Origin of the sequence: Nonomuraea sp. NPDC048892, assembly GCF_040649735.1 — a bacterium.
In the GTDB taxonomy this organism is placed as follows: domain Bacteria; phylum Actinomycetota; class Actinomycetes; order Streptosporangiales; family Streptosporangiaceae; genus Nonomuraea; species Nonomuraea maheshkhaliensis.
In genome coordinates, this window is record NZ_JBEZFZ010000011.1 from 37,477 (window position 1) to 54,599 (window position 17,123).

A 17,123-nucleotide genomic window follows, 5' to 3' on the forward strand; every position below is an offset into this window, starting at 1 on the left:
TGCAGGTTCTGAGCGCTGCGGGTGGTGGGCGCTGGTTGTTTTGCCGCCCCGATGCGGCCGCTGAGGGCCGGGTTCTCTACCGTGATCGCACGTTCCGAGCGCCGTAAGTGGCAGGAGCTGGTCAATCTACCTGTTCCTTTACGGTCGCTAAGCGCCGGGTTCCTGCCAGGATCGCGTGTTCCGCGTGCTGCGGCTGGCACGCGCGCGCTGGTCGATCGGCCTACCCCGTCGCGCTCGAATCCGCTCAGGCGTTTCTGGTTTGAGGGGTCGTTGTCCTGAATTATCCCGTCCGACGGAGACCTGCGTGGTGGTCGTTAGTTTCATGATCGTGGGTCCAAGTGGTCGGTCTGGTTGCACGCGACCGAGCACATCGGCCAGGTGCGGCGCGGTCACACGTCCGGGGTCAGGCGGGCCCGCCGATCCCGCAAGAAGGTGCGGTCGGTGTCGTTGGTGGCCAGGGTGATGGCCTGGACGTAGGCGGTGGCGGCTTCGCTGGTGCGGCCGAGGCGGGTCAGTAGGTTGGCGCGGGTGGCTGAGAGCAGGTGGTAGCCGGGCACGTTCAGGTCCTCGGTGGCGGTCAGGGCCGGCCCGGGGCCGTGGACCTCGGCGACGGCGACCGCGCGGTTCAGCGCGACGATCGGGGTGGGGGCGTGCCGCAGCAGTTGGTCGTACAGGGCGAGCACCTGGGCCCAGTCGGTGGCCGGGCCGTCGGTTGTACGGCGTTGATCGCGGCCTGCAGTTGGTACGGACCCGGCCGGTCACGGCGCAGGCAGCGGCGTACCAGCTCGTGCCCCTCGGCGATCAGCCGGTGATTCCACAGGGATCGGTCCTGGTCGGCGAGTACCACCAGTTCGCCCGCCGGTCCCACCCGGGCGGGCCGGCGGGCCTCGGTGAGCAGGAGCAGTGCCAGCGGCCCGAGGGCCTCGGGCTCGTCGGGCATCAGCTCGGCGAGTTCCCTGGCCAGGCGGACCGCCTCCAGGCACAGATCCGTCCGCAGCAGCTCTCCTGACGTGGACGCGTACCCCTCGTTGAAGATCAGGTAGAGGACGGTCAGCACGGAGGTGAGCCGGTCGGGCAGTTCGGCGGCGCCGGGCACGCGGTACGAAATGTCGGCGTCGCGGATCTTCTTCTTCGCGCGGACGATTCGCTGGAAGACGGTCGACTCCGGCACCAGGTAGGCCCGGGCGATCTCGGCCACCTCCAGCCCGCCGAGCAGGCGCAGGGTGAGCGCGGTGCGGGCGGGCGGGGAAAGCGCCGGGTGGCAGTAGGTGAAGATCATGCGGAGCTGGTCGTCGCGCACCGGTCCCACCTGCTCGGGTTCGTCGGGTTGGTGCAGCAGCAGCGCCTGGGTGTGGCGGGCCTGGCGGGTGTACGTCGGGTGGATTCGCGGCGCAGGCGGTCGATCGCCCGGTTGCGGGCGGTGGTGACGATCCACACGCCCGGATTGGGCGGCGGCTCCTGTGTCTGCTTCTGGGCGGTCACGGTGAACGTGTTCTGCCCGAGGTCCTCGGTCGGGCCTCTGTGTCTGCTTCTGGACGCCACGGTCAATGTGTTCTGCCCGAGGTCCTCGGCCAGGCCCTGCGTCTGCTTCTGGACGGCCACCGCGCACGCGTTCTGCACGAAGACCTCGGCCAGGCCGATGTCCCCGAGCAAGCGCGTCAGGGTGATCACGCACCTGCCGTATTCGGCCCGGTGGATCGCCGTCCAGATCCACCGGGCTCACCGCCCGCTCACGTCCACTGCGCGTCTTCGAACGGGCGCACCTCGATCGGGGACCCGCAGGCCAGTGCGCACCTTTCGCCCCAGGCCAGCGCCTGGTCCAGGTCGTCGCACTGGATCACCCAGAACCCGCCGAGCTGTTCCTTGGTCTCGGCGAACGGCCCGTCGGTCATCGTGGTCGTGCCGTCGCCGGGACGTACGACGGTGGTGGCGTGCGAGCCCACCAGGCCGCCGACGAACACCCAGCAACCGGCCGCCTGCATGTCGGTGGTGACCTTGGTGGTCCTGGCCTGCTGCTCGTTCAGGTCGGCCTCGGACGGCCACGGCGTGCTCTCGTCGTACTGGACGGCGAGCAGGTACTTCTTCACGGGCGAACTCCTTCGACCAGGGGATCAGGCGGACAGACGGCGGGCGATGGCCGGGATGACGATCGCGGCGGCGACGACGTGCGTCACCATCAGCAGCGCCTTCGTCGCCACCGACGCGCCGACGAGCACATCCGGTACCAGAGACAGCGCCGTGAGCACAAGCGTGGTGCGGACGAACGTCGTGCGCGCGTGCCGGGCCCGGCGAGCCAGTACGGCGGCCAGCACCAGGCCCACGAGGGAGAAGATGACGGTCAGCGTGGCGAAACCGGACACCGGGATCGGCGCGCCGTTGACGACCAGGCTGATTCCGGCGAGCTCACCCGCCGCGGCGACGGCGGCGGTCGCCGCACCGGCGACGGCCGTGGCGGTCAGGCCGCTGAGGATCAGGGACCTGGCGGGAGCGGCGGTGGTGATGACGGACATGATGAACCTCCGGTGAGTGGTGACCGGTCCGTTGCCGGCCTCTCACCCCTGCTACGAACGGGCTCGACGCGATTCGACATCTCCGTCCAAAGAAAGCCAAAGAAAGACGAAAAAAGCCGAAAAGAACGGATGTGCTCCGGCGGCTCGTTGCCGGAAATACCATAGGGGGGTATGGTGTTGATGGAGCAGCTGACCGAGGGAAGGAGTGGACATGGCCGGATACAGCGGCAGCAAGCAGGATCATGCGACGCGCCTGCGCCGGATCGAAGGGCAGGTCCGCGGCCTGCAGCGGATGGTCGAAGAGGACAAGTACTGCATCGACATCCTGACGCAGGTGTCGGCCGCGAGCAGCGCGCTGAAGTCGTTCTCCCTGTCGCTGCTCGAAGAGCACCTGGCCCACTGTGTGGCCGAGGCCACGCGGAAGGGCGGGCCCGAGGCGGAGGCCAAGGTCAAGGAGGCCTCCGACGCCATCGCACGACTCGTACGTTCCTGACCCGGATTGAAGGAGAGATCGATATGAGCACCGCCACCTACACCGTCAAGGGCATGACCTGCGGCCACTGCGTCAGCTCGGTCAAGGAAGAGGTCGGCGGAGTGGCCGGTGTCACCAACGTCGAGGTGGACCTGGCGACCGGCCTGCTGACCGTCGACAGTGACGGCCCCGTCGACGCGGCGCGGATCGCGGCCGCGGTCGACGAGGCCGGCTATGAAGTGGTGAACCAGTGAACGCCGCGACGAAGCTCGGCGCGTACGTGCTGGGGCTGGCCGTCGTCTTCGGCGGCGCCTTGGGCGCGGGCAAGGTGGTCGGCCCGATCGGGTCGGGAACGACCAGCTCAGGGGCGCCTCAGGCGGCGGATCACGCCGGCATGACGGCGCCCGCCGCCACCCCCGCGCCCGCCACGAGCGCCGGGCATGACGACGGGCACGACACTGGACAGGCGAAGCAAGATACCCCCGGGGGGCTCCAGGTGTCCGAGAAGGGCTACACGTTCGAACCACTGACGGCGACGTTCGAGCCGGGCGAGCCGGCGGACTTCCGGTTCGCGGTGACCGGGCCCGACGGCAGGCCGGTCACCGGCTACGAGGTCGAGCACGACAAGAAGCTGCACCTCATCGTCGCCTCCCGCGACCTGAGGAACTTCCAGCACGTCCACCCCGAGCTGGGATCCGACGGCGTCTGGTCGGTCAGGCTGACGCTGCCGGAAGCCGGGCCGTACCGCGCCTTCGCCGACTTCGTGCCGGCCGGCGGCAGCGGCCTGACGCTGGGGGCCGACCTGACCGTGGCCGGTGACTACAAGCCGGGCAAGCTGCCCGAGCAGTCCCGTACGGCCAAGGTCGACGGATACGAGGTCACCCTCGACGGCGAGCTGACGCCCGGACGGTCCAGTAAGCTCACTCTCAAGGTGAGCAGGGACGGCGAGCCCGTCACCGACCTGCAGCCCTACCTCGGCGCCTACGGCCACCTGGTGGCCCTGCGCGCCAGGGACCTGGCCTACCTGCACGTCCACCCCGACGGCGAGCCCGGTGACGGCAGGACGGCGGCCGGTCCCGAGATCGTCTTCTACGCCGAGGTGCCCAGCACCGGCGACTACCGCCTCTTCCTCGACTTCCAGCACGGGGACGAGGTCCGTACCGCCGCCTTCACGGCAGCGGCGGGGGAGCGGCCGGCCACGGCCGAGCCGACGCCGAGCGCGACCGGGCACGATGACGACGGCCACGGCCACTGAGCGAGAGGAAGGAGAACGGTGATGTCACAACTCACCGATGACCGGCACAACGCGGTCGAACTCTCGATCGGCGGCATGACCTGCGCCTCGTGCGCCAACCGCATCGAGCGCAAGCTGAACAAGATGGACGGCGTGACCGCGACCGTCAACTACGCCACCGAGAAGGCGAAGGTCACCTTCCCCGAGGGCGTCGATCCGCGGCTGCTCGTCGAGGAGGTGGAGAAGGCCGGCTACACGGCGGCCCTGCCCGCGCCTCCCAAGGCCGAGACGGGGGAGGAGGAGCCGCAGGACGAGCTCCGGCCCCTGCGCCAGCGCCTCATCACCTCCGTGGTGCTGGCGGTGCCGGTGGTCGCGATGGCGATGATCCCGCTGCTGCAGTTCACCAACTGGCAGTGGCTGTCGCTGGTGCTGGCCGCCCCCGTGGTGGTCTACGCCGGATGGCCGTTCCACAAGGCGGCCTGGACCAACCTGCGCCACGGCGCCGCGACGATGGACACGCTGATCTCGATCGGCACGATCGCGGCGCTGGGCTGGTCGCTGTGGGCGCTGTTCTTCGGCACGGCGGGCGTGCCCGGCATGACGCACCCGTTCGTGTTCACCATCGAGCGCACCGACGGCTCCGGCAACATCTACCTGGAGGCGGCGGCGGGCGTCACCGCGTTCATCCTGGCCGGGCGCTACTTCGAGGCCCGCTCCAAGCGCCGGGCGGGCGCCGCGCTGCGGGCGCTGCTGGAGCTGGGCGCCAAGGAGGTGGAGCTGGCCGACGGCCGGCGCGTGCCGGTCGAGCAGCTCAAGGCCGGCGACCGCTTCGTGGTCCGGCCCGGCGACAAGATCGCCACGGACGGCGTGGTCGAGGAGGGCTCCTCGGCCGTGGACACCTCGATGCTGACGGGCGAGTCCGTGCCGGTCGAGGTCGGGACGGGCGACGCCGTCACCGGCGCCACGGTGAACGCGGGCGGCCGGCTGGTCGTGCGCGCCACCCGGGTCGGCGCCGACACCCAGCTCGCCCAGATGGCCAAGCTGGTCGAGGAGGCCCAGACCGGCAAGGCGCAGGTGCAGCGGCTCGCCGACCGCATCTCCGGCATCTTCGTGCCCATCGTGATCGCGCTCGCCCTCGGCACGCTCGGCTTCTGGCTCGGTACGGGCGCCGGCGCGGGAGCGGCCTTCACCGCCGCGGTCGCGGTGCTGATCATCGCCTGCCCGTGCGCCCTCGGCCTGGCCACCCCGACCGCCCTGCTGGTCGGCACCGGGCGTGGCGCTCAGCTCGGCATCCTGATCAAGGGCCCCGAGGCGCTGGAGTCCACCCGCGGCATCGACACGGTCGTGCTGGACAAGACCGGCACGGTCACCGAGGGCAGGATGACGCTCACGGCCGTGCACGTGGCCGAGGGGGAGAGCGAGGAGGAGGTGCTGCGCCTGGCCGGCGCGCTGGAGCACGCTTCCGAGCACCCGATCGCCCAGGCCGTCGCCAAGGGCGCCGCCGCCCGCGTCGGCGCGCTGCCCGCGCCTGAGGACTTCGCGAACGTCGAGGGCCTCGGCGTGCAGGGCATCGTGGACGGGCACGCCGTCCTGGTCGGCCGCCCCCGGCTGCTGGCCGAGTGGTCGCAGCACCTGCCCGCCGACCTCGAACGGGAGCTGCACGAGGCCCAGGCCGCCGGCCGCACCGCAGTCGCGGTCGGCTGGGACGGCCGGGCCCGCGCCGTGCTCGTCGTGGCCGACGTGGTCAAGCCGACCAGCGAGGAGGCCATCGCCAGGCTCCGCGCCTTCGGCCTCACGCCGGTCCTGCTGACCGGCGACAACGAGGCCGTGGCCAAGGCGGTCGCCGCCGAGGTGGGCATCGACGAGGTGATCGCCGAGGTGCTGCCCGCCGACAAGGTGGACGTGGTCAAGAAGCTGCAGTCCGAGGGCAAGGTCGTGGCCATGGTGGGCGACGGCGTCAACGACGCCGCCGCGCTGGCCCAGGCGGACCTGGGCCTGGCCATGGGCACGGGCACCGACGCCGCCATCGAGGCATCGGACCTGACCTTGGTACGCGGTGACCTGCGGGTGGCGGCCGACGCCATCCGGCTGTCACGCCGGACGCTGTCCACGATCAAGGGCAACTTGTTCTGGGCCTTCGCCTACAACGTGGCCGCGCTGCCGCTGGCGGCGATGGGGCTGCTCAACCCGATGATCGCGGGCGCGGCGATGGCGTTCTCCAGCGTCTTCGTGGTCAGCAACAGCCTCCGGCTGCGCCGCTTCCGCTGACGCCGCCGACGATCCCGAACAAGACCGACGGCTCCACACCTGCGGGTGTGGAGCCGTTCGGCGTCTCTGATCTTGATTGGTCGTTCGGTCGATCAAGATCAGCCGAACGACCGATGCCGGCCTGAGTGCCTGCCACGAGAGTGGAACGCGCTCGATCACGTATGCCGATGAAAGCGGAAAAATCATGTTCGTCACACACTTAGGGGTGGCCGCCGCCCTGCTGGCCACCACCATCACCGCCGCGCCCGGGTACAGCCGGTCGGACCTGCGGCGCGACGCCGAGCGGATCGTCGCCGGCGGAGCCACGGGGGTGCAGGTGCGCGTCACCGGCGAGGGCGGGAGCACGGTCGTGACCGCCGGCGTCGCCGACGTCCGGACGAAGAGCCCGGTGCCGCCGAACGGATATTTCCGGATCGGCTCCAGCAACAAGGCCTTCGTCGCCACCATGGTGCTGCAACTGGCCGGCGAGGGGAAGCTGTCACTCGACGACACCGCGGACAAGTGGCTTCCCGGGCTGATCAAGGGGCACGGCAACGACGGCCGGAAGATCACCGTTCGCCACCTCCTCCAGCACGCCAGCGGGATCGTCGACGACTACCCGTTCCCGACGGCCATCGCCTCCTCCCGCGAATACCGCCGCCACCGCTTCGACACCTACACCGCGCGCCAGGTCATCTCCAGGGCGATGCGCCACAAGCCGGCCTTCGCCCCAGGCAAGGGCTGGTCGTACGCCAACACCGGGTACGCCGTACTCGGCCTGATCATCGAGAAGGTGACCGGCCGCCCCTGGTACGCCGAGGTGGAACGACGCGTCATCAAGCCACTGGGCCTCAAGCACACCCGTTGGCCCGGACGATCGGCCGAGCTGCCGCGCCCCCACGCGCGCGGATACAGCGTGTTCAAGACCGGCGAGGGATTCGTCGACACCACCCGGCACCGCGACGCGGACGCCTCGGGCGGGCTCATCTCCACCACCGCGGACCTCGACCGCTTCTTCACCGCCCTGCTCGGCGGCGAACTCCTGCGGCCCGCCCAGCTCGCCGAGATGCGCAAGACCGTTCCCGTCGCCAAGGAACTGCGGCAGATCTGGCCCGGCGCCCGCTACGGACTCGGCCTGATGCGGCGTCCGCTGCCGTGCGGCGGCACCTACGCGGGGCACGGCGGGGACATTCTCGGCTTCTCCACCCGGACGGGAGTCACCGACGACGGCAAGCGCAGCATCGTGGTCTCCGTCTCCACCGAGCGCTTCGATTCGGCCAGGCGCGTTCTCCAGCTTGAGGCCGCCGTCGACCGGCTGGTCAGCCGGGCTCTGTGCGACGCCCGATGAATGACGCCCGATGAACGACGCCCGATGAACGACGCCGGATGAACAGCGGCAGAGGGCCGGAGATCCAGCGTCACGAAGCGCCGGGGGAGGGCAGGCGCAGCCGTTTGAGCGCGAGGGCGTTGACCGCCACGATCAGGCTCGAACCCGACATGGACAGCGCGGCGATCTCGGGCCGGAGCACGAGCCCGAACGCCGGCTCGAACACCCCGGCGGCGATCGGCAGTGCGAGGGTGTTGTAGCCGATCGCCCAGCCCAGGTTCTGCCGCATCTTGCGCAACGTGCCCCGGCCGATCCGCAGGGCGGTCGGAACGTCGAGCGGGTCGGAGCGCATGAGCACGACGTCGGCGGTCTCGATGGCCACGTCCGTGCCGGCCCCGATGGCGATGCCCAGGTCGGCCTGGGCCAGCGCCGGGGCGTCGTTGACGCCGTCGCCGACCATGGCCACCCTGCGGCCGGCGGCCCGCAGCTCGGCGATCTTGGCCGCCTTCTCCTCCGGCAGCACTTCGGCGACCACGGTGTCGATGCCGAGCCGCCGCGCGATCCGCTCCGCGGTGGCCGCGTTGTCGCCCGTGAGCATCACCACCTCGACACCGAGCTCGTGCAGCTCGGCCACGGCCGCGGACGAGGTGTCCCTGACCGCGTCCGCGATGCCGATCACCCCGGCCGCGATGCCGTCCACGGCCATCATGACCGCGGTCCTGCCGCCCTCGGCCAGCTCCTGCCGCCTGCTCGCCAGCGTCTCCGGCTCCACCGCTTCGCGCTCCAGCAGCCGCCGGTTGCCCACCACGACCCGGCGCCGCGACCAGGCGCAGGAACTCCTCCTCCGGCAGCGCGCCGACGGTCACCACATCGGTGACCTCCGGCTCGCCCTTGGTCAGGGTGCCGGTCTTGTCCATCACGACGACGTCGACGCGAGCCGAGGTCTCCAGCGCCATCGCGTTCTTGAACAGCACGCCACGCTCGGCGCCCAGCCCCGTGCCGACCATGATGGCGGTCGGGGTGGCCAGGCCGAGCGCGTCCGGGCAGGTGATGACCACGACCGTGATCGCGAACAGCGTCGCGACGCCGAGCGGCTGCCCCGCCGCCAGCAGCCAGACCAGGAAGGTGAGCGCGCCGCCGACCAGCGCCACCAGGACGAGCCAGAACGCCGCCCGGTCGGCCAGCCGCTGCCCCGGCGCCTTGGAGTTCTGCGCCTCCTGGACCAGCCGGACGATCTGCGCCAAAGCGGTGTCGGCGCCGACCTTGGTCGCGCGTACGCGCAGCGTGCCGTCGCGGTTGATGGTGGCGCCGATGACGGCCGAGCCCGGCTCCTTGTGCACCGGCAGGCTCTCGCCGGTGACCATCGCCTCGTCCACCTCGCTCTGGCCGTCCTCGACCACGCCGTCGACCGGGATCTTCGCGCCTGGGCGTACCAGCAGCAGGTCACCGGCCACCACCTCGGCGGTCGGGACCTCCACCGGGCGGCCGTCGCGCAGGACCGTCGCCATGGGCGGGGCCAGGTCGAGCAGGGCGCGGACGGCGTCGTTCGCGCCGCCTCTGGCCCGCATCTCGAACCAGTGGCCGAGCAGCACGAACGCGGCCAGGACGGTGGCGGCCTCGTAGAACACCTCACCGCCGCCGCCGGTGAGGGTGACGATCAGGGAGTAGAGCCAGCCGGCGCCCACCGCGACCGCGACGAGCACCATCATGTCGAGCGTACGGGCTCTGAGCGCGCGTACGGCTCCGGCGAAGAAGATCCAGCACGAGTAGAAGATCACCGGGAGGCTGAGCAGCAACGCCCAGACGTCCTGCCGCAACCCGAACGGCACGGGCAGCTCCAGCCCGAACACGTCCGTGCCGATCGGGGACCAGAGCACGATCGGGATGGAGAAGAGCGCGGCCACCAGGAAGCGGTTGCGCATGTCGGCGACCATCGCCGCCATCGACATCCCGCCATGGCCCGCCATCTCGTGTGGCGTGGTCGTCGTCTCGCCGCCGTGACCCGCCATCTCATGGGGCGCGATCGTCTCGCCGCCGTGATCCGTTGTCTCGTGGTGTGCGGCCTCGGCACCCGCCGCGTGATCGACTGACCGGCGGGGCTCGGCCATCGGGTCACACATGTGGGTGGGCACGGACTGCCCGGCGCAGTGGTAGCCGCACTCGATGACCCACGTACGCAACTCGGCGACGGACGTACGGCGCGGGTCGAAGCGCACCGTCGCCGTCTGCGCCACCGCGTTGGCCTCGACGTGCAGCACCCCTGGACGCCGGCCGAGCACGGCCACGATCACGTTCTGCTCCGAGGCCCACCGCAGCCCGCTCACGTCGAGGATCGCGGTGCCGCGCTCCTCGCCTCCATCGCGCCGTGCGGAGACCGTGTCGCCCATGGTCGTGTCCTCCCCACGAGAACGCCCGCCTCACCCCGGGGCCGGCCCGAGAGGTGTCGCAGTCCGGCGAACGTTTGTGATAGTCGTCTCATGACATCGGCTGACGGCACGAACCTGCAAGCACATCTGTTCGGCTGGCGGCCGGAGCGCCGGTACGACGTCGTCTTCTTCGGGTTCTGGCTGTCGCACGTCCCGGCCGAACGTTTCCCGGCCTTCTGGTCGCTGGCGGCCGACTGCCTCGAACCGGAGGGACGGGTCCTCTTCGTCGACGACGCCTACCGGACCGCCGACGAGCTCATCGAAGGCGAGGGGTCCTCGACCATCCGGCGGCGGCTCCTGGACGGGACCGCGTACCGGATCGTCAAGGTCCCGCACCCCCCGCGGGAGCTCGAACGGCGGCTGGCCCGGGTCGGGTGGCGCATCGAGGTCCACCCCACCTCCGGCCCGTTCTACTGGGGAGCGGGAAGCCGGGCCTGAGGCTCCGAGGGCGTGGGCGGGCGCCAGCCGTGGGTGAGCAGGTCGAAGAGCTCTTCGACGGCGGCCCGATGGTCCGGGCGGCCTCGGGTGAGTGCCGGGATCTCCAGGACGAACCGGGCCAGGGCCTGACAGGCGAGGTTGTCGTGGCTCACTCCCGCGTCGTCGGCGATGGCGGCGCTGAGGGCGTCGGCGTGGCGGGTCCACATGCGCTTGGCGTATTCGCGCAGCACCGGTGTGGAGTCGAGGAGCCGGCTGAACTCGGGCCAGCGCGGGTGGGTCGCGACGGGGAGCCAGGACTTGAGCGCGTGCTCGCGCAGCGCGTCGACGACGCTCTGACCGGCGGGGCGCTGACGTACGGCGGCGGTCAGCTCCGCCTCCAGGTTTTCATCCTGGTCGAAGACCAGGGCCTCCTTGCCGGGGAAGTGCTTGAACAGCGTCGTGGTCGACACGTCGGCGGCGTCGGCGATGTCTCTGATGCTCACCCCGTCGTAGCCGCGCTCCAGGAACAGCCGCAGGGCGGCGTCGGCGATCGCCTGACGGGTGGCGGCCTTCTTGCGCTCGCGGCGGCCGACGACGGGTGGCTTGTCCATGCGTCCAGCCTAGCAAAAGTGGTCACGGTTAAAAAGTTGACTTGTTGCACTTTTTAATCGGGTCTGCTTTTCTGGAGCTCGTTCCACGGAGCCGCCGCGGCTCCGCGGAGGTCTCGAACGAGAGGACACGTCATGCGTTCACCTGCACCTGCCACCGCCAGGATCGCCATCGTCGGAGCGGGTCCCGGCGGGCTCACCTGTGCCCGCATCCTGCAGAAACACGGCATCCCCGTGACGGTCTACGACCGCGACCCGCACCCTCGGGCGCGCGACCAGGGCGGCACGCTCGACCTGCACGCCGACGACGGGCAGATCGCGCTGCGCGAGGCCGGGCTGATCGAGGACTTCTTCCGGCTGGCCCGACCGGAGGGGCAGGAGATGCGCCGGCTCGATCCGGCGGGCCGGATCGTGCGCCGTCATCTTCCGGACGAGGGCGAATTGTCCAGGCCGGAGATCGATCGGGGCGTGCTGCGGAAGCTGCTGCTCGACTCGCTGGAGCCGGGGACCGTGCGGTGGGGTCATGCTCTTGAAGTGGTCAGCGGTCCCGCCGAGAGTCTGGTCGGCGGCCCGGACGGTGGCTCAGGCCGTGGGTCGGTTGGCGGCTCGGGAGGCGGCGCGGAAGGCGGTCCGAGGCTGCTGCGGTTTCGCGGCGGTACGGTCGTCGAGGCCGATCTGGTCATCGGGGCCGACGGTGCGTTCTCCCGGGTCCGCCCGGCGGTGTCGGCGGCCGTGCCGCGATACATCGGCGCCGGCTTCCTGGAGGCCTGGTTCCACGACGTCGAGAACGCGCACCCCGACCTGGCCGCGCTCGTCGGGCAGGGTGGCGCCCTCGCCGCCGACGGCGACCGCGCCCTGTTCGCCCAGCGCAACGGCGGCGACCACATCCGGGTCTACATCGTCCAGCGCCTGCCCCAGGACTGGATCGCCGCGAGCGGCCTGGACGCCGGCGACACCGCGGGCATCCGCGCCCGGCTGCTGGACGGCTTCTCCGGCTGGTCGCCGTCCATGCTCCGGATGATCACCGACAACGACGGCCCGTACGTCGACCGCCCGCTGTTCGCCCTGGCCGCCCCGCACGCCTGGGAGCACAACCCGGCCGTGACCCTGCTCGGCGACGCCGCCCACCTCATGCCCCCGCTGGGCGTCGGCGCCAACCTGGCCGTGCTGGACGCCTGCGAACTCGCGCTCGCGCTGGCCGGCTCCGCCACGGTCGGCGACGCCGTGCGTACGTACGAGAAGACCATGCTGTCCCGGGCCGCGGACGCGGCCCGGTTCCTCGAAGGCGGCATCGAGGGGCTGCTGGAGCGTGAGGAGGACAACGGCGACGGCATCGGGTTCGGTCCGCCCGTGTAGGGCCGGTCCTGGCGTCCCGCCACCTGCCGGGGTACCCGCCAGTGGAGGTACTTAGTTATGCGAATATAATCGTTCTATGTCTATAACCAAGCGGGTCTCCGCCCCGCCCGACGCGACCCCCGTGCTCAGCCCCCGCCGGCGCATGCTCGTCCTCGGCATCTGCTGCATGAGCCTGTTCATCGTCGGGCTGGACAACACGATCGTGAACATCGCGCTGCCCGCCATCCGCCGCGACCTGAACGCCTCCGTCTCCGGCCTGCAGTGGATCATCGACGCGTACACGCTGGTGCTGGCCAGCCTGCTCATGCTGTCCGGCTCGACCGGGGACCGGGTCGGCCGCCGCCGCACGTTCCAGACGGGGCTGACGCTGTTCACGCTCGGCTCGCTCATGTGCTCGCTCGCGCCCAGCCTCGGCTGGCTCGTCGCCGCGCGGGCGCTGCAGGCCGTCGGCGGCTCCATGCTCAACCCGGTCGCCATGTCGATCATCACGAACACCTTCACCGAGCCGCGCGAGCGGGCCAGGGCCATCGGCGTGTGGGGCGGCATGATCGGCCTCAGCATGGCGCTCGGCCCGCTGGTCGGCGGCACGCTGGTGGGGACGGCCGGCTGGCAGGCGATCTTCTGGATCAACATCCCGGTGGGCGTGGCCGCGTTCGTGCTGTGCGCGCTGTTCGTGCCGGAGTCGCGCGCGCCGCGCGCCCGCCGGATCGACCCCGTCGGCCAGGTGCTGATCATCGTGGTGCTGGCCACCGTGACGTACGGGTTCATCGAGGCGCCGGCGGCCGGCTGGGGTTCGCCGGGGACGCTGGCCTGCTTCGCGGTCGCCGCGCTGGCGCTGGCCTGCCTGGTCCCGTACGAGCTGCGCCACGCCGAACCCCTGATCGACCTGCGCTTCTTCCGCAGCGCCCCGTTCGCGGGAGCCACCGTCACCGCCGTGTGCGCCCTGGCCGCGCTGGGCGGGTTCCTGTTCCTCAACACCCTCTACCTCCAGGACGTGCTGGGCCTGTCCGCCCTGCACGCCGGCCTCTACACGCTGCCCATCGCCGGGCTGACCGCGGTCTGCGCGCCCCTGTCCGGCCGGATCGTGGCGAGCGCCGGGCCGCGCGTGCCGCTGGTCGTGGCCGGGGTCACCATGGCGCTCAGCGGCCTGATCCTGACGGGGCTGACGGCGGACATGCCGATTTGGCGGCTCATGACCGCGTACGTGCTGTTCGGGCTGGGCTTCGGCATGGTGAACGCGCCGATCACCAACACCGCCGTGTCCGGCATGCCGCGCGCCCGGGCCGGGATGGCCGCGGCGGTGGCCTCCACCAGCCGCCAGATCGGGCAGGTGCTCGGCGTCGCGGTCATCGGCTCGCTGGTCACCTCGGCGGTCGCCGGCCCGTTCGCCACCGGCTTTCCCGCCGCCACCCACATCGGCTGGTGGATCATCGCCGGCAGCGGCCTGGTGATCGCCCTCCTCGGTATCCTGACCACCACCGGCTGGGCCCGTGACAGCGCCGCCCGCACCGCCGAACGGCTCGACCCTGTCGCGGAAGGAACGGCGTAGACCTCATGAGCCAGACCCCCGACCAGGAGGCGGTGGCCCGCGTCTGGTCCGGCATGTACGACCTCGTCCTGCGCCAGGAGGATCGCCGCAAGGAGGTGGCCGAGACACTCGGCATCAGCTTCTTCCGCGTCAAGGCGCTGCGCCGCCTGCTGGCCGGGCCGATGACGATGCGGGAGCTGACCGCCGAGCTGTCCACCGACAAGCCGTACACCACGCTGATGGTGGACGACCTGGAGCGGCGCGGCTACGTGACCCGCAGCGTCGCCCCGAGCGACCGCCGGAGCCGGATCGTCACGCTGACGCCGGCCGGGACGGCGGTCGCCGAGGAGGCCGAGCGCATCCTGGCCCGCCCGCCGCGCTCCCTGCTCGCCCTGGACCCCGCGGACCTGGCCGCCCTCGACCGCATCATCGCCGGGCTGCGCGCCCCGGAGCGGTCCGCGCCCTGACGGCGGCCGGTCCATACGTGTGACGGCGGCGCGCGGCGCAGAGGGGGCCGCGCAATGGCGGCGGCGCGCGCGGCGCGGGCCCGGGCGCGGGCATTCTTGCAAGGGATCTATTCCAGCGCCTTTAAAGGGGTCCGCAAGGTTAAGCGGTCACTTTTTCCTTATGCGACGTCTCATCACCATCATTACACCCGTGATCGTCGCCGTGATCGCCATGACCGGCCTGGCCGGTACGGCGAACGCCACGGCGCCCGGCCGGGTCTCCGACTATTACGGCCAGCGTCTTGCCTGGTCATCGTGTGGCAGCGGCTTCCAGTGCGCCAAATTAAAGGTTCCACTCGACTATTCGAAGCCGGGCGGGAAACGGATTAAGATCAGCCTGATCCGGCTTCCTGCGACCGGAAAGAAGATCGGCTCCCTGGTGCTCAACTTCGGCGGCCCCGGAGTCTCGGGAGTGGAGAGCTTGAAGGCGAGCAAGGCGGCCGTGTCGGCATCGCTCCGCAGGCGGTTCGACGTCGTGAGCTTCGACCCGCGCGGCGTCGGCGGATCGGCCCCCGTACGCTGCCTGGGCACGCTGGGCCTGGACGCCTTCTACTCCACCGACCCGACGCCCGACACCAAGGCCGAGATCAAGCAGGCCAGGATGTGGTCGAAGACGTTCGCGAAGGCCTGCGCGGCCAACGCGGGCAAGGACCTGCTCGCCCACGTCAGCACGGGCGAGGCCGCCCGCGACATGGACGTGATGCGCTCGGCGCTGGGCGACTCCCGCCTGACCTACCTCGGCTGGTCGTACGGCACCTACCTGGGCGCCCGGTACGCCGACCTGTTCCCGAGGCGGATCCGCGCCATGGTGCTGGACGGCGCGGAAGACCCCGGCCAGTCGGGCGGCGAGTTCGCCCAGAGCCAGGTCACGGGCTTCCAGACGGCGCTGGAGTCGTTCGTGCGCGACTGCTTCAAGGCCAAGGGCTGCCCGTTCAAGAAGCACTCGGTACGCGCGGCGGTGAAGCGGATCGACGCGCTCTACAAGCGGGCCGATCGCGCGCCGCTGCGCAACACCTACGACGGCCGCCAGGTGAGCGAGGCGGTCGTGCGCACCGGTGTCCAGCAGGCGCTGTACGGGGTGGCGTACTGGCCGACGCTGCGCCTGGCGCTGGCCCAGGGGTTCAGGGGCGACGGCTCGCTGCTGCTGCGGCTCGCCGACCTCTACAACGGGCGCCGGGCCGACGGCACGTACGCCAACACGCTGGAGGCGTTCCGGGCCATCCACTGCCTCGACCGGCCCGAGCTGCGCTGCCCGTACTGGCCGGTCAAGGGCAAGGCGTTCACCAAGAAGGTGCGGGCCCACGGCTCGCCGCCGATCGTGGTGGTGGGCACGACCCGCGACCCGGCGACGCCGTACGCGCTGGCCAAGGCGCTGGCGGCGCAGCTGTCGAAGGGCGTGCTGCTGACGAAGAACGGCGACGGCCACACCGCCTACGCCGGCGGGTCCACCTGCCTGGAGCGGCAGATCGACCGTTACCTGATCACGGCCAGGGCCCCCAGGCCGGGCGCCTGCACCGCGAGAGCCTGACGACGGCCGCTCGCCGGGTGACCGTCATGGGGCGGCCACCCGGCGGGCGGACGTCCGCTTGACTTCAAGCCGACTTGAAGTCGCAGGATCGCCCCCATGAAGACGAACACGAACCCGGATAGAACGTCGGGCACGGGCCGCACCAGCGAACAGACCGACGCGTTCATCACCCTGCTCGACCTCGCCGACGGCCTCCCCGGGGCGGCCGAGCTGCGCGCCCGCTCCTACGAACTCCTCAGCCTCGCGCCGGGCGCGGCGGTCGCCGACGTCGGGTGCGGGGCCGGGCGCGCGGTCGGGGAGCTGGCCGGACGGGGTGCGCGGGCGATCGGCGTGGACCTCGACGAGCGGATGATCGAGGTGGCGGGCGGGCGCTGGCCCGCGGGGGACTTCTGCGTGGCGGGCGCCTACGCACTGCCGTTCGCCGACGGCGAGCTGCGCGGCTACCGAGCCGAGAAGCTCTACCACATCCTGGACGACCCCGGCCGCGCGCTCTTGGAGGCGCGGCGCGTGCTCGCTCCCGGCGGGCGCATCGTGCTGATCGGCCAGGACTGGGACACCTACGTCGTCGACTCCGACGACGCCGCGCTCACGCGTACGATCGTGCACGCCCGCGCCGACCTGGTCACCGGCCCGCGCGTCGCCCGCCGGCACCGCAACCTCCTCCTCGACGCCGGCTTCACCGACGTCACCGTCGAGGTCCACACCTGGGTCCTCGCGGACGAGAGGGCGCTGCCCGTGCTGGCCGACCTCGCGGAGCGGGCCCGCTCGGCCGGGGCGATCAGCGACGCGCAGGCCGAGTCGTGGCTCGCCGAGCAGCGCGAACGGGGGCGCCGCGACCGGCTCTTCCTCGCCCTGCCGCTCTTCGTGGCCGCGGCCACCCGCCCGTGACCGCCCGGCGTCGACCGCGGCACCGTGACCACGCGCCCGCGACCGGTCCCGGTGCCGTGGCCGCGTGCCCGTGATC

At 71.3% G+C, this 17,123-nt stretch carries 19 protein-coding genes and 2 pseudogenes; 12 read left to right on the top strand and 9 right to left on the bottom strand.

Annotated elements, in window-relative coordinates; genetic code table 11:
* Nucleotides 1-389: 389 nt before the first annotated feature.
* The 5 genes from AB0C28_RS31575 to AB0C28_RS31595 are packed head-to-tail and all read right to left on the bottom strand — an operon-like array spanning nt 390 to nt 2,510.
* On the bottom strand, nt 390-683 hold the full coding sequence (locus tag AB0C28_RS31575; RefSeq protein ID WP_358079621.1) for a hypothetical protein: 294 nt from the start codon (nt 681-683) through the stop codon (nt 390-392).
* The gene (locus AB0C28_RS31580) at nt 626-1,300 is read right to left on the bottom strand and encodes a DUF6596 domain-containing protein (protein WP_358079623.1); all 675 of its coding nucleotides are present in this window, start codon (nt 1,298-1,300) and stop codon (nt 626-628) included. The genes AB0C28_RS31575 and AB0C28_RS31580 overlap by 58 nt, the downstream gene beginning before the upstream one ends.
* Nucleotides 1,276-1,671 (bottom strand): sigma factor, encoded by a 396-nt coding sequence (locus AB0C28_RS31585; protein WP_358079625.1) that lies wholly within the window; start codon nt 1,669-1,671, stop codon nt 1,276-1,278. Before AB0C28_RS31585 ends, AB0C28_RS31580 begins: the two co-directional genes overlap by 25 nt.
* 59 nt (nt 1,672-1,730) lie before the next feature.
* Nucleotides 1,731-2,087, bottom strand: coding sequence for a YciI family protein (locus AB0C28_RS31590; protein ID WP_357858805.1), 357 nt, complete (start codon nt 2,085-2,087; stop codon nt 1,731-1,733).
* A gap of 24 nt (nt 2,088-2,111) precedes the next feature.
* A complete protein-coding gene (locus tag AB0C28_RS31595) occupies nt 2,112-2,510 on the bottom strand; it encodes a DUF6069 family protein (protein WP_357858808.1) in 399 nt (132 codons plus the stop codon).
* A gap of 211 nt (nt 2,511-2,721) precedes the next feature.
* Between AB0C28_RS31595 and AB0C28_RS31600 the strand changes: the two genes are divergently transcribed.
* The 5 genes from AB0C28_RS31600 to AB0C28_RS31620 all read left to right on the top strand — a co-directional run bounded on the left by AB0C28_RS31600 (nt 2,722) and on the right by AB0C28_RS31620 (nt 7,811).
* On the top strand, nt 2,722-3,003 hold the full coding sequence (locus AB0C28_RS31600) for a metal-sensitive transcriptional regulator (RefSeq protein WP_358079627.1): 282 nt from the start codon (nt 2,722-2,724) through the stop codon (nt 3,001-3,003).
* A 23-nt stretch (nt 3,004-3,026) separates the two neighbouring features.
* On the top strand, nt 3,027-3,236 hold the full coding sequence (locus AB0C28_RS31605) for a heavy-metal-associated domain-containing protein (protein ID WP_346112835.1): 210 nt from the start codon (nt 3,027-3,029) through the stop codon (nt 3,234-3,236).
* Nucleotides 3,233-4,237: a hypothetical protein gene (locus tag AB0C28_RS31610; RefSeq protein ID WP_358079629.1), complete on the top strand. Its 1,005-nt coding sequence runs from the start codon at nt 3,233-3,235 to the stop codon at nt 4,235-4,237. The genes AB0C28_RS31605 and AB0C28_RS31610 overlap by 4 nt, the downstream gene beginning before the upstream one ends.
* A gap of 21 nt (nt 4,238-4,258) precedes the next feature.
* A complete protein-coding gene (locus AB0C28_RS31615; protein ID WP_358079631.1) occupies nt 4,259-6,484 on the top strand; it encodes a heavy metal translocating P-type ATPase in 2,226 nt (741 codons plus the stop codon).
* Between the two features lie 184 nt (nt 6,485-6,668).
* On the top strand, nt 6,669-7,811 hold the full coding sequence (locus AB0C28_RS31620; protein ID WP_358079633.1) for a serine hydrolase domain-containing protein: 1,143 nt from the start codon (nt 6,669-6,671) through the stop codon (nt 7,809-7,811).
* Between the two features lie 70 nt (nt 7,812-7,881).
* Here the strand turns inward: AB0C28_RS31620 and AB0C28_RS31625 are convergent, their stop codons facing one another.
* Together AB0C28_RS31625 and AB0C28_RS31630 are read right to left on the bottom strand one after the other, a co-directional pair.
* Nucleotides 7,882-8,598 carry an HAD-IC family P-type ATPase gene (locus tag AB0C28_RS31625; protein ID WP_358079635.1) on the bottom strand — a complete coding sequence of 239 codons (717 nt, stop codon included), beginning with the start codon at nt 8,596-8,598 and terminating at the stop codon, nt 7,882-7,884.
* A gap of 106 nt (nt 8,599-8,704) precedes the next feature.
* Nucleotides 8,705-9,712, bottom strand: a pseudogene (locus AB0C28_RS31630) (HAD-IC family P-type ATPase); the annotation flags it as partial.
* Between AB0C28_RS31630 and AB0C28_RS31635 the strand changes: the two are divergent.
* The gene (locus tag AB0C28_RS31635) at nt 9,645-9,791 is read left to right on the top strand and encodes a hypothetical protein (RefSeq protein ID WP_358079637.1); all 147 of its coding nucleotides are present in this window, start codon (nt 9,645-9,647) and stop codon (nt 9,789-9,791) included. The pseudogene AB0C28_RS31630 and the gene AB0C28_RS31635 sit on opposite strands and share 68 nt — an antisense overlap.
* Before the next feature lie 206 nt (nt 9,792-9,997).
* Here AB0C28_RS31635 and AB0C28_RS31640 read toward each other — a convergent pair.
* Nucleotides 9,998-10,177 (bottom strand): annotated as a pseudogene (locus AB0C28_RS31640) (heavy-metal-associated domain-containing protein); the annotation flags it as partial.
* A gap of 90 nt (nt 10,178-10,267) precedes the next feature.
* Here AB0C28_RS31640 and AB0C28_RS31645 point away from each other — a divergent pair.
* A complete protein-coding gene (locus tag AB0C28_RS31645; RefSeq protein WP_357858826.1) occupies nt 10,268-10,654 on the top strand; it encodes a hypothetical protein in 387 nt (128 codons plus the stop codon).
* Here the strand turns inward: AB0C28_RS31645 and AB0C28_RS31650 are convergent.
* A complete protein-coding gene (locus tag AB0C28_RS31650) occupies nt 10,627-11,244 on the bottom strand; it encodes a TetR/AcrR family transcriptional regulator (protein WP_358079639.1) in 618 nt (205 codons plus the stop codon). The two genes, AB0C28_RS31645 and AB0C28_RS31650, sit on opposite strands and share 28 nt — an antisense overlap.
* Nucleotides 11,245-11,376: 132 nt before the next feature.
* Here AB0C28_RS31650 and AB0C28_RS31655 point away from each other — a divergent pair, with 132 nt between their 5' ends.
* The 5 genes from AB0C28_RS31655 (at nt 11,377) to AB0C28_RS31675 (ending at nt 17,047) form a co-directional block, all read left to right on the top strand.
* Nucleotides 11,377-12,597 carry an NAD(P)/FAD-dependent oxidoreductase gene (locus AB0C28_RS31655; RefSeq protein ID WP_358079641.1) on the top strand — a complete coding sequence of 407 codons (1,221 nt, stop codon included), beginning with the start codon at nt 11,377-11,379 and terminating at the stop codon, nt 12,595-12,597.
* A gap of 76 nt (nt 12,598-12,673) precedes the next feature.
* Nucleotides 12,674-14,146 carry an MFS transporter gene (locus tag AB0C28_RS31660; RefSeq protein ID WP_358079642.1) on the top strand — a complete coding sequence of 491 codons (1,473 nt, stop codon included), beginning with the start codon at nt 12,674-12,676 and terminating at the stop codon, nt 14,144-14,146.
* A 5-nt stretch (nt 14,147-14,151) separates the two neighbouring features.
* The gene (locus AB0C28_RS31665) at nt 14,152-14,592 is read left to right on the top strand and encodes a MarR family transcriptional regulator (RefSeq protein WP_346112842.1); all 441 of its coding nucleotides are present in this window, start codon (nt 14,152-14,154) and stop codon (nt 14,590-14,592) included.
* 190 nt (nt 14,593-14,782) lie between these two features.
* Nucleotides 14,783-16,159 carry an alpha/beta hydrolase gene (locus AB0C28_RS31670; RefSeq protein WP_358079644.1) on the top strand — a complete coding sequence of 459 codons (1,377 nt, stop codon included), beginning with the start codon at nt 14,783-14,785 and terminating at the stop codon, nt 16,157-16,159.
* A gap of 96 nt (nt 16,160-16,255) precedes the next feature.
* Nucleotides 16,256-17,047, top strand: coding sequence for a methyltransferase domain-containing protein (locus AB0C28_RS31675; protein WP_357858842.1), 792 nt, complete (start codon nt 16,256-16,258; stop codon nt 17,045-17,047).
* The last annotated feature ends 76 nt before the right edge of the window (nt 17,048-17,123 follow it).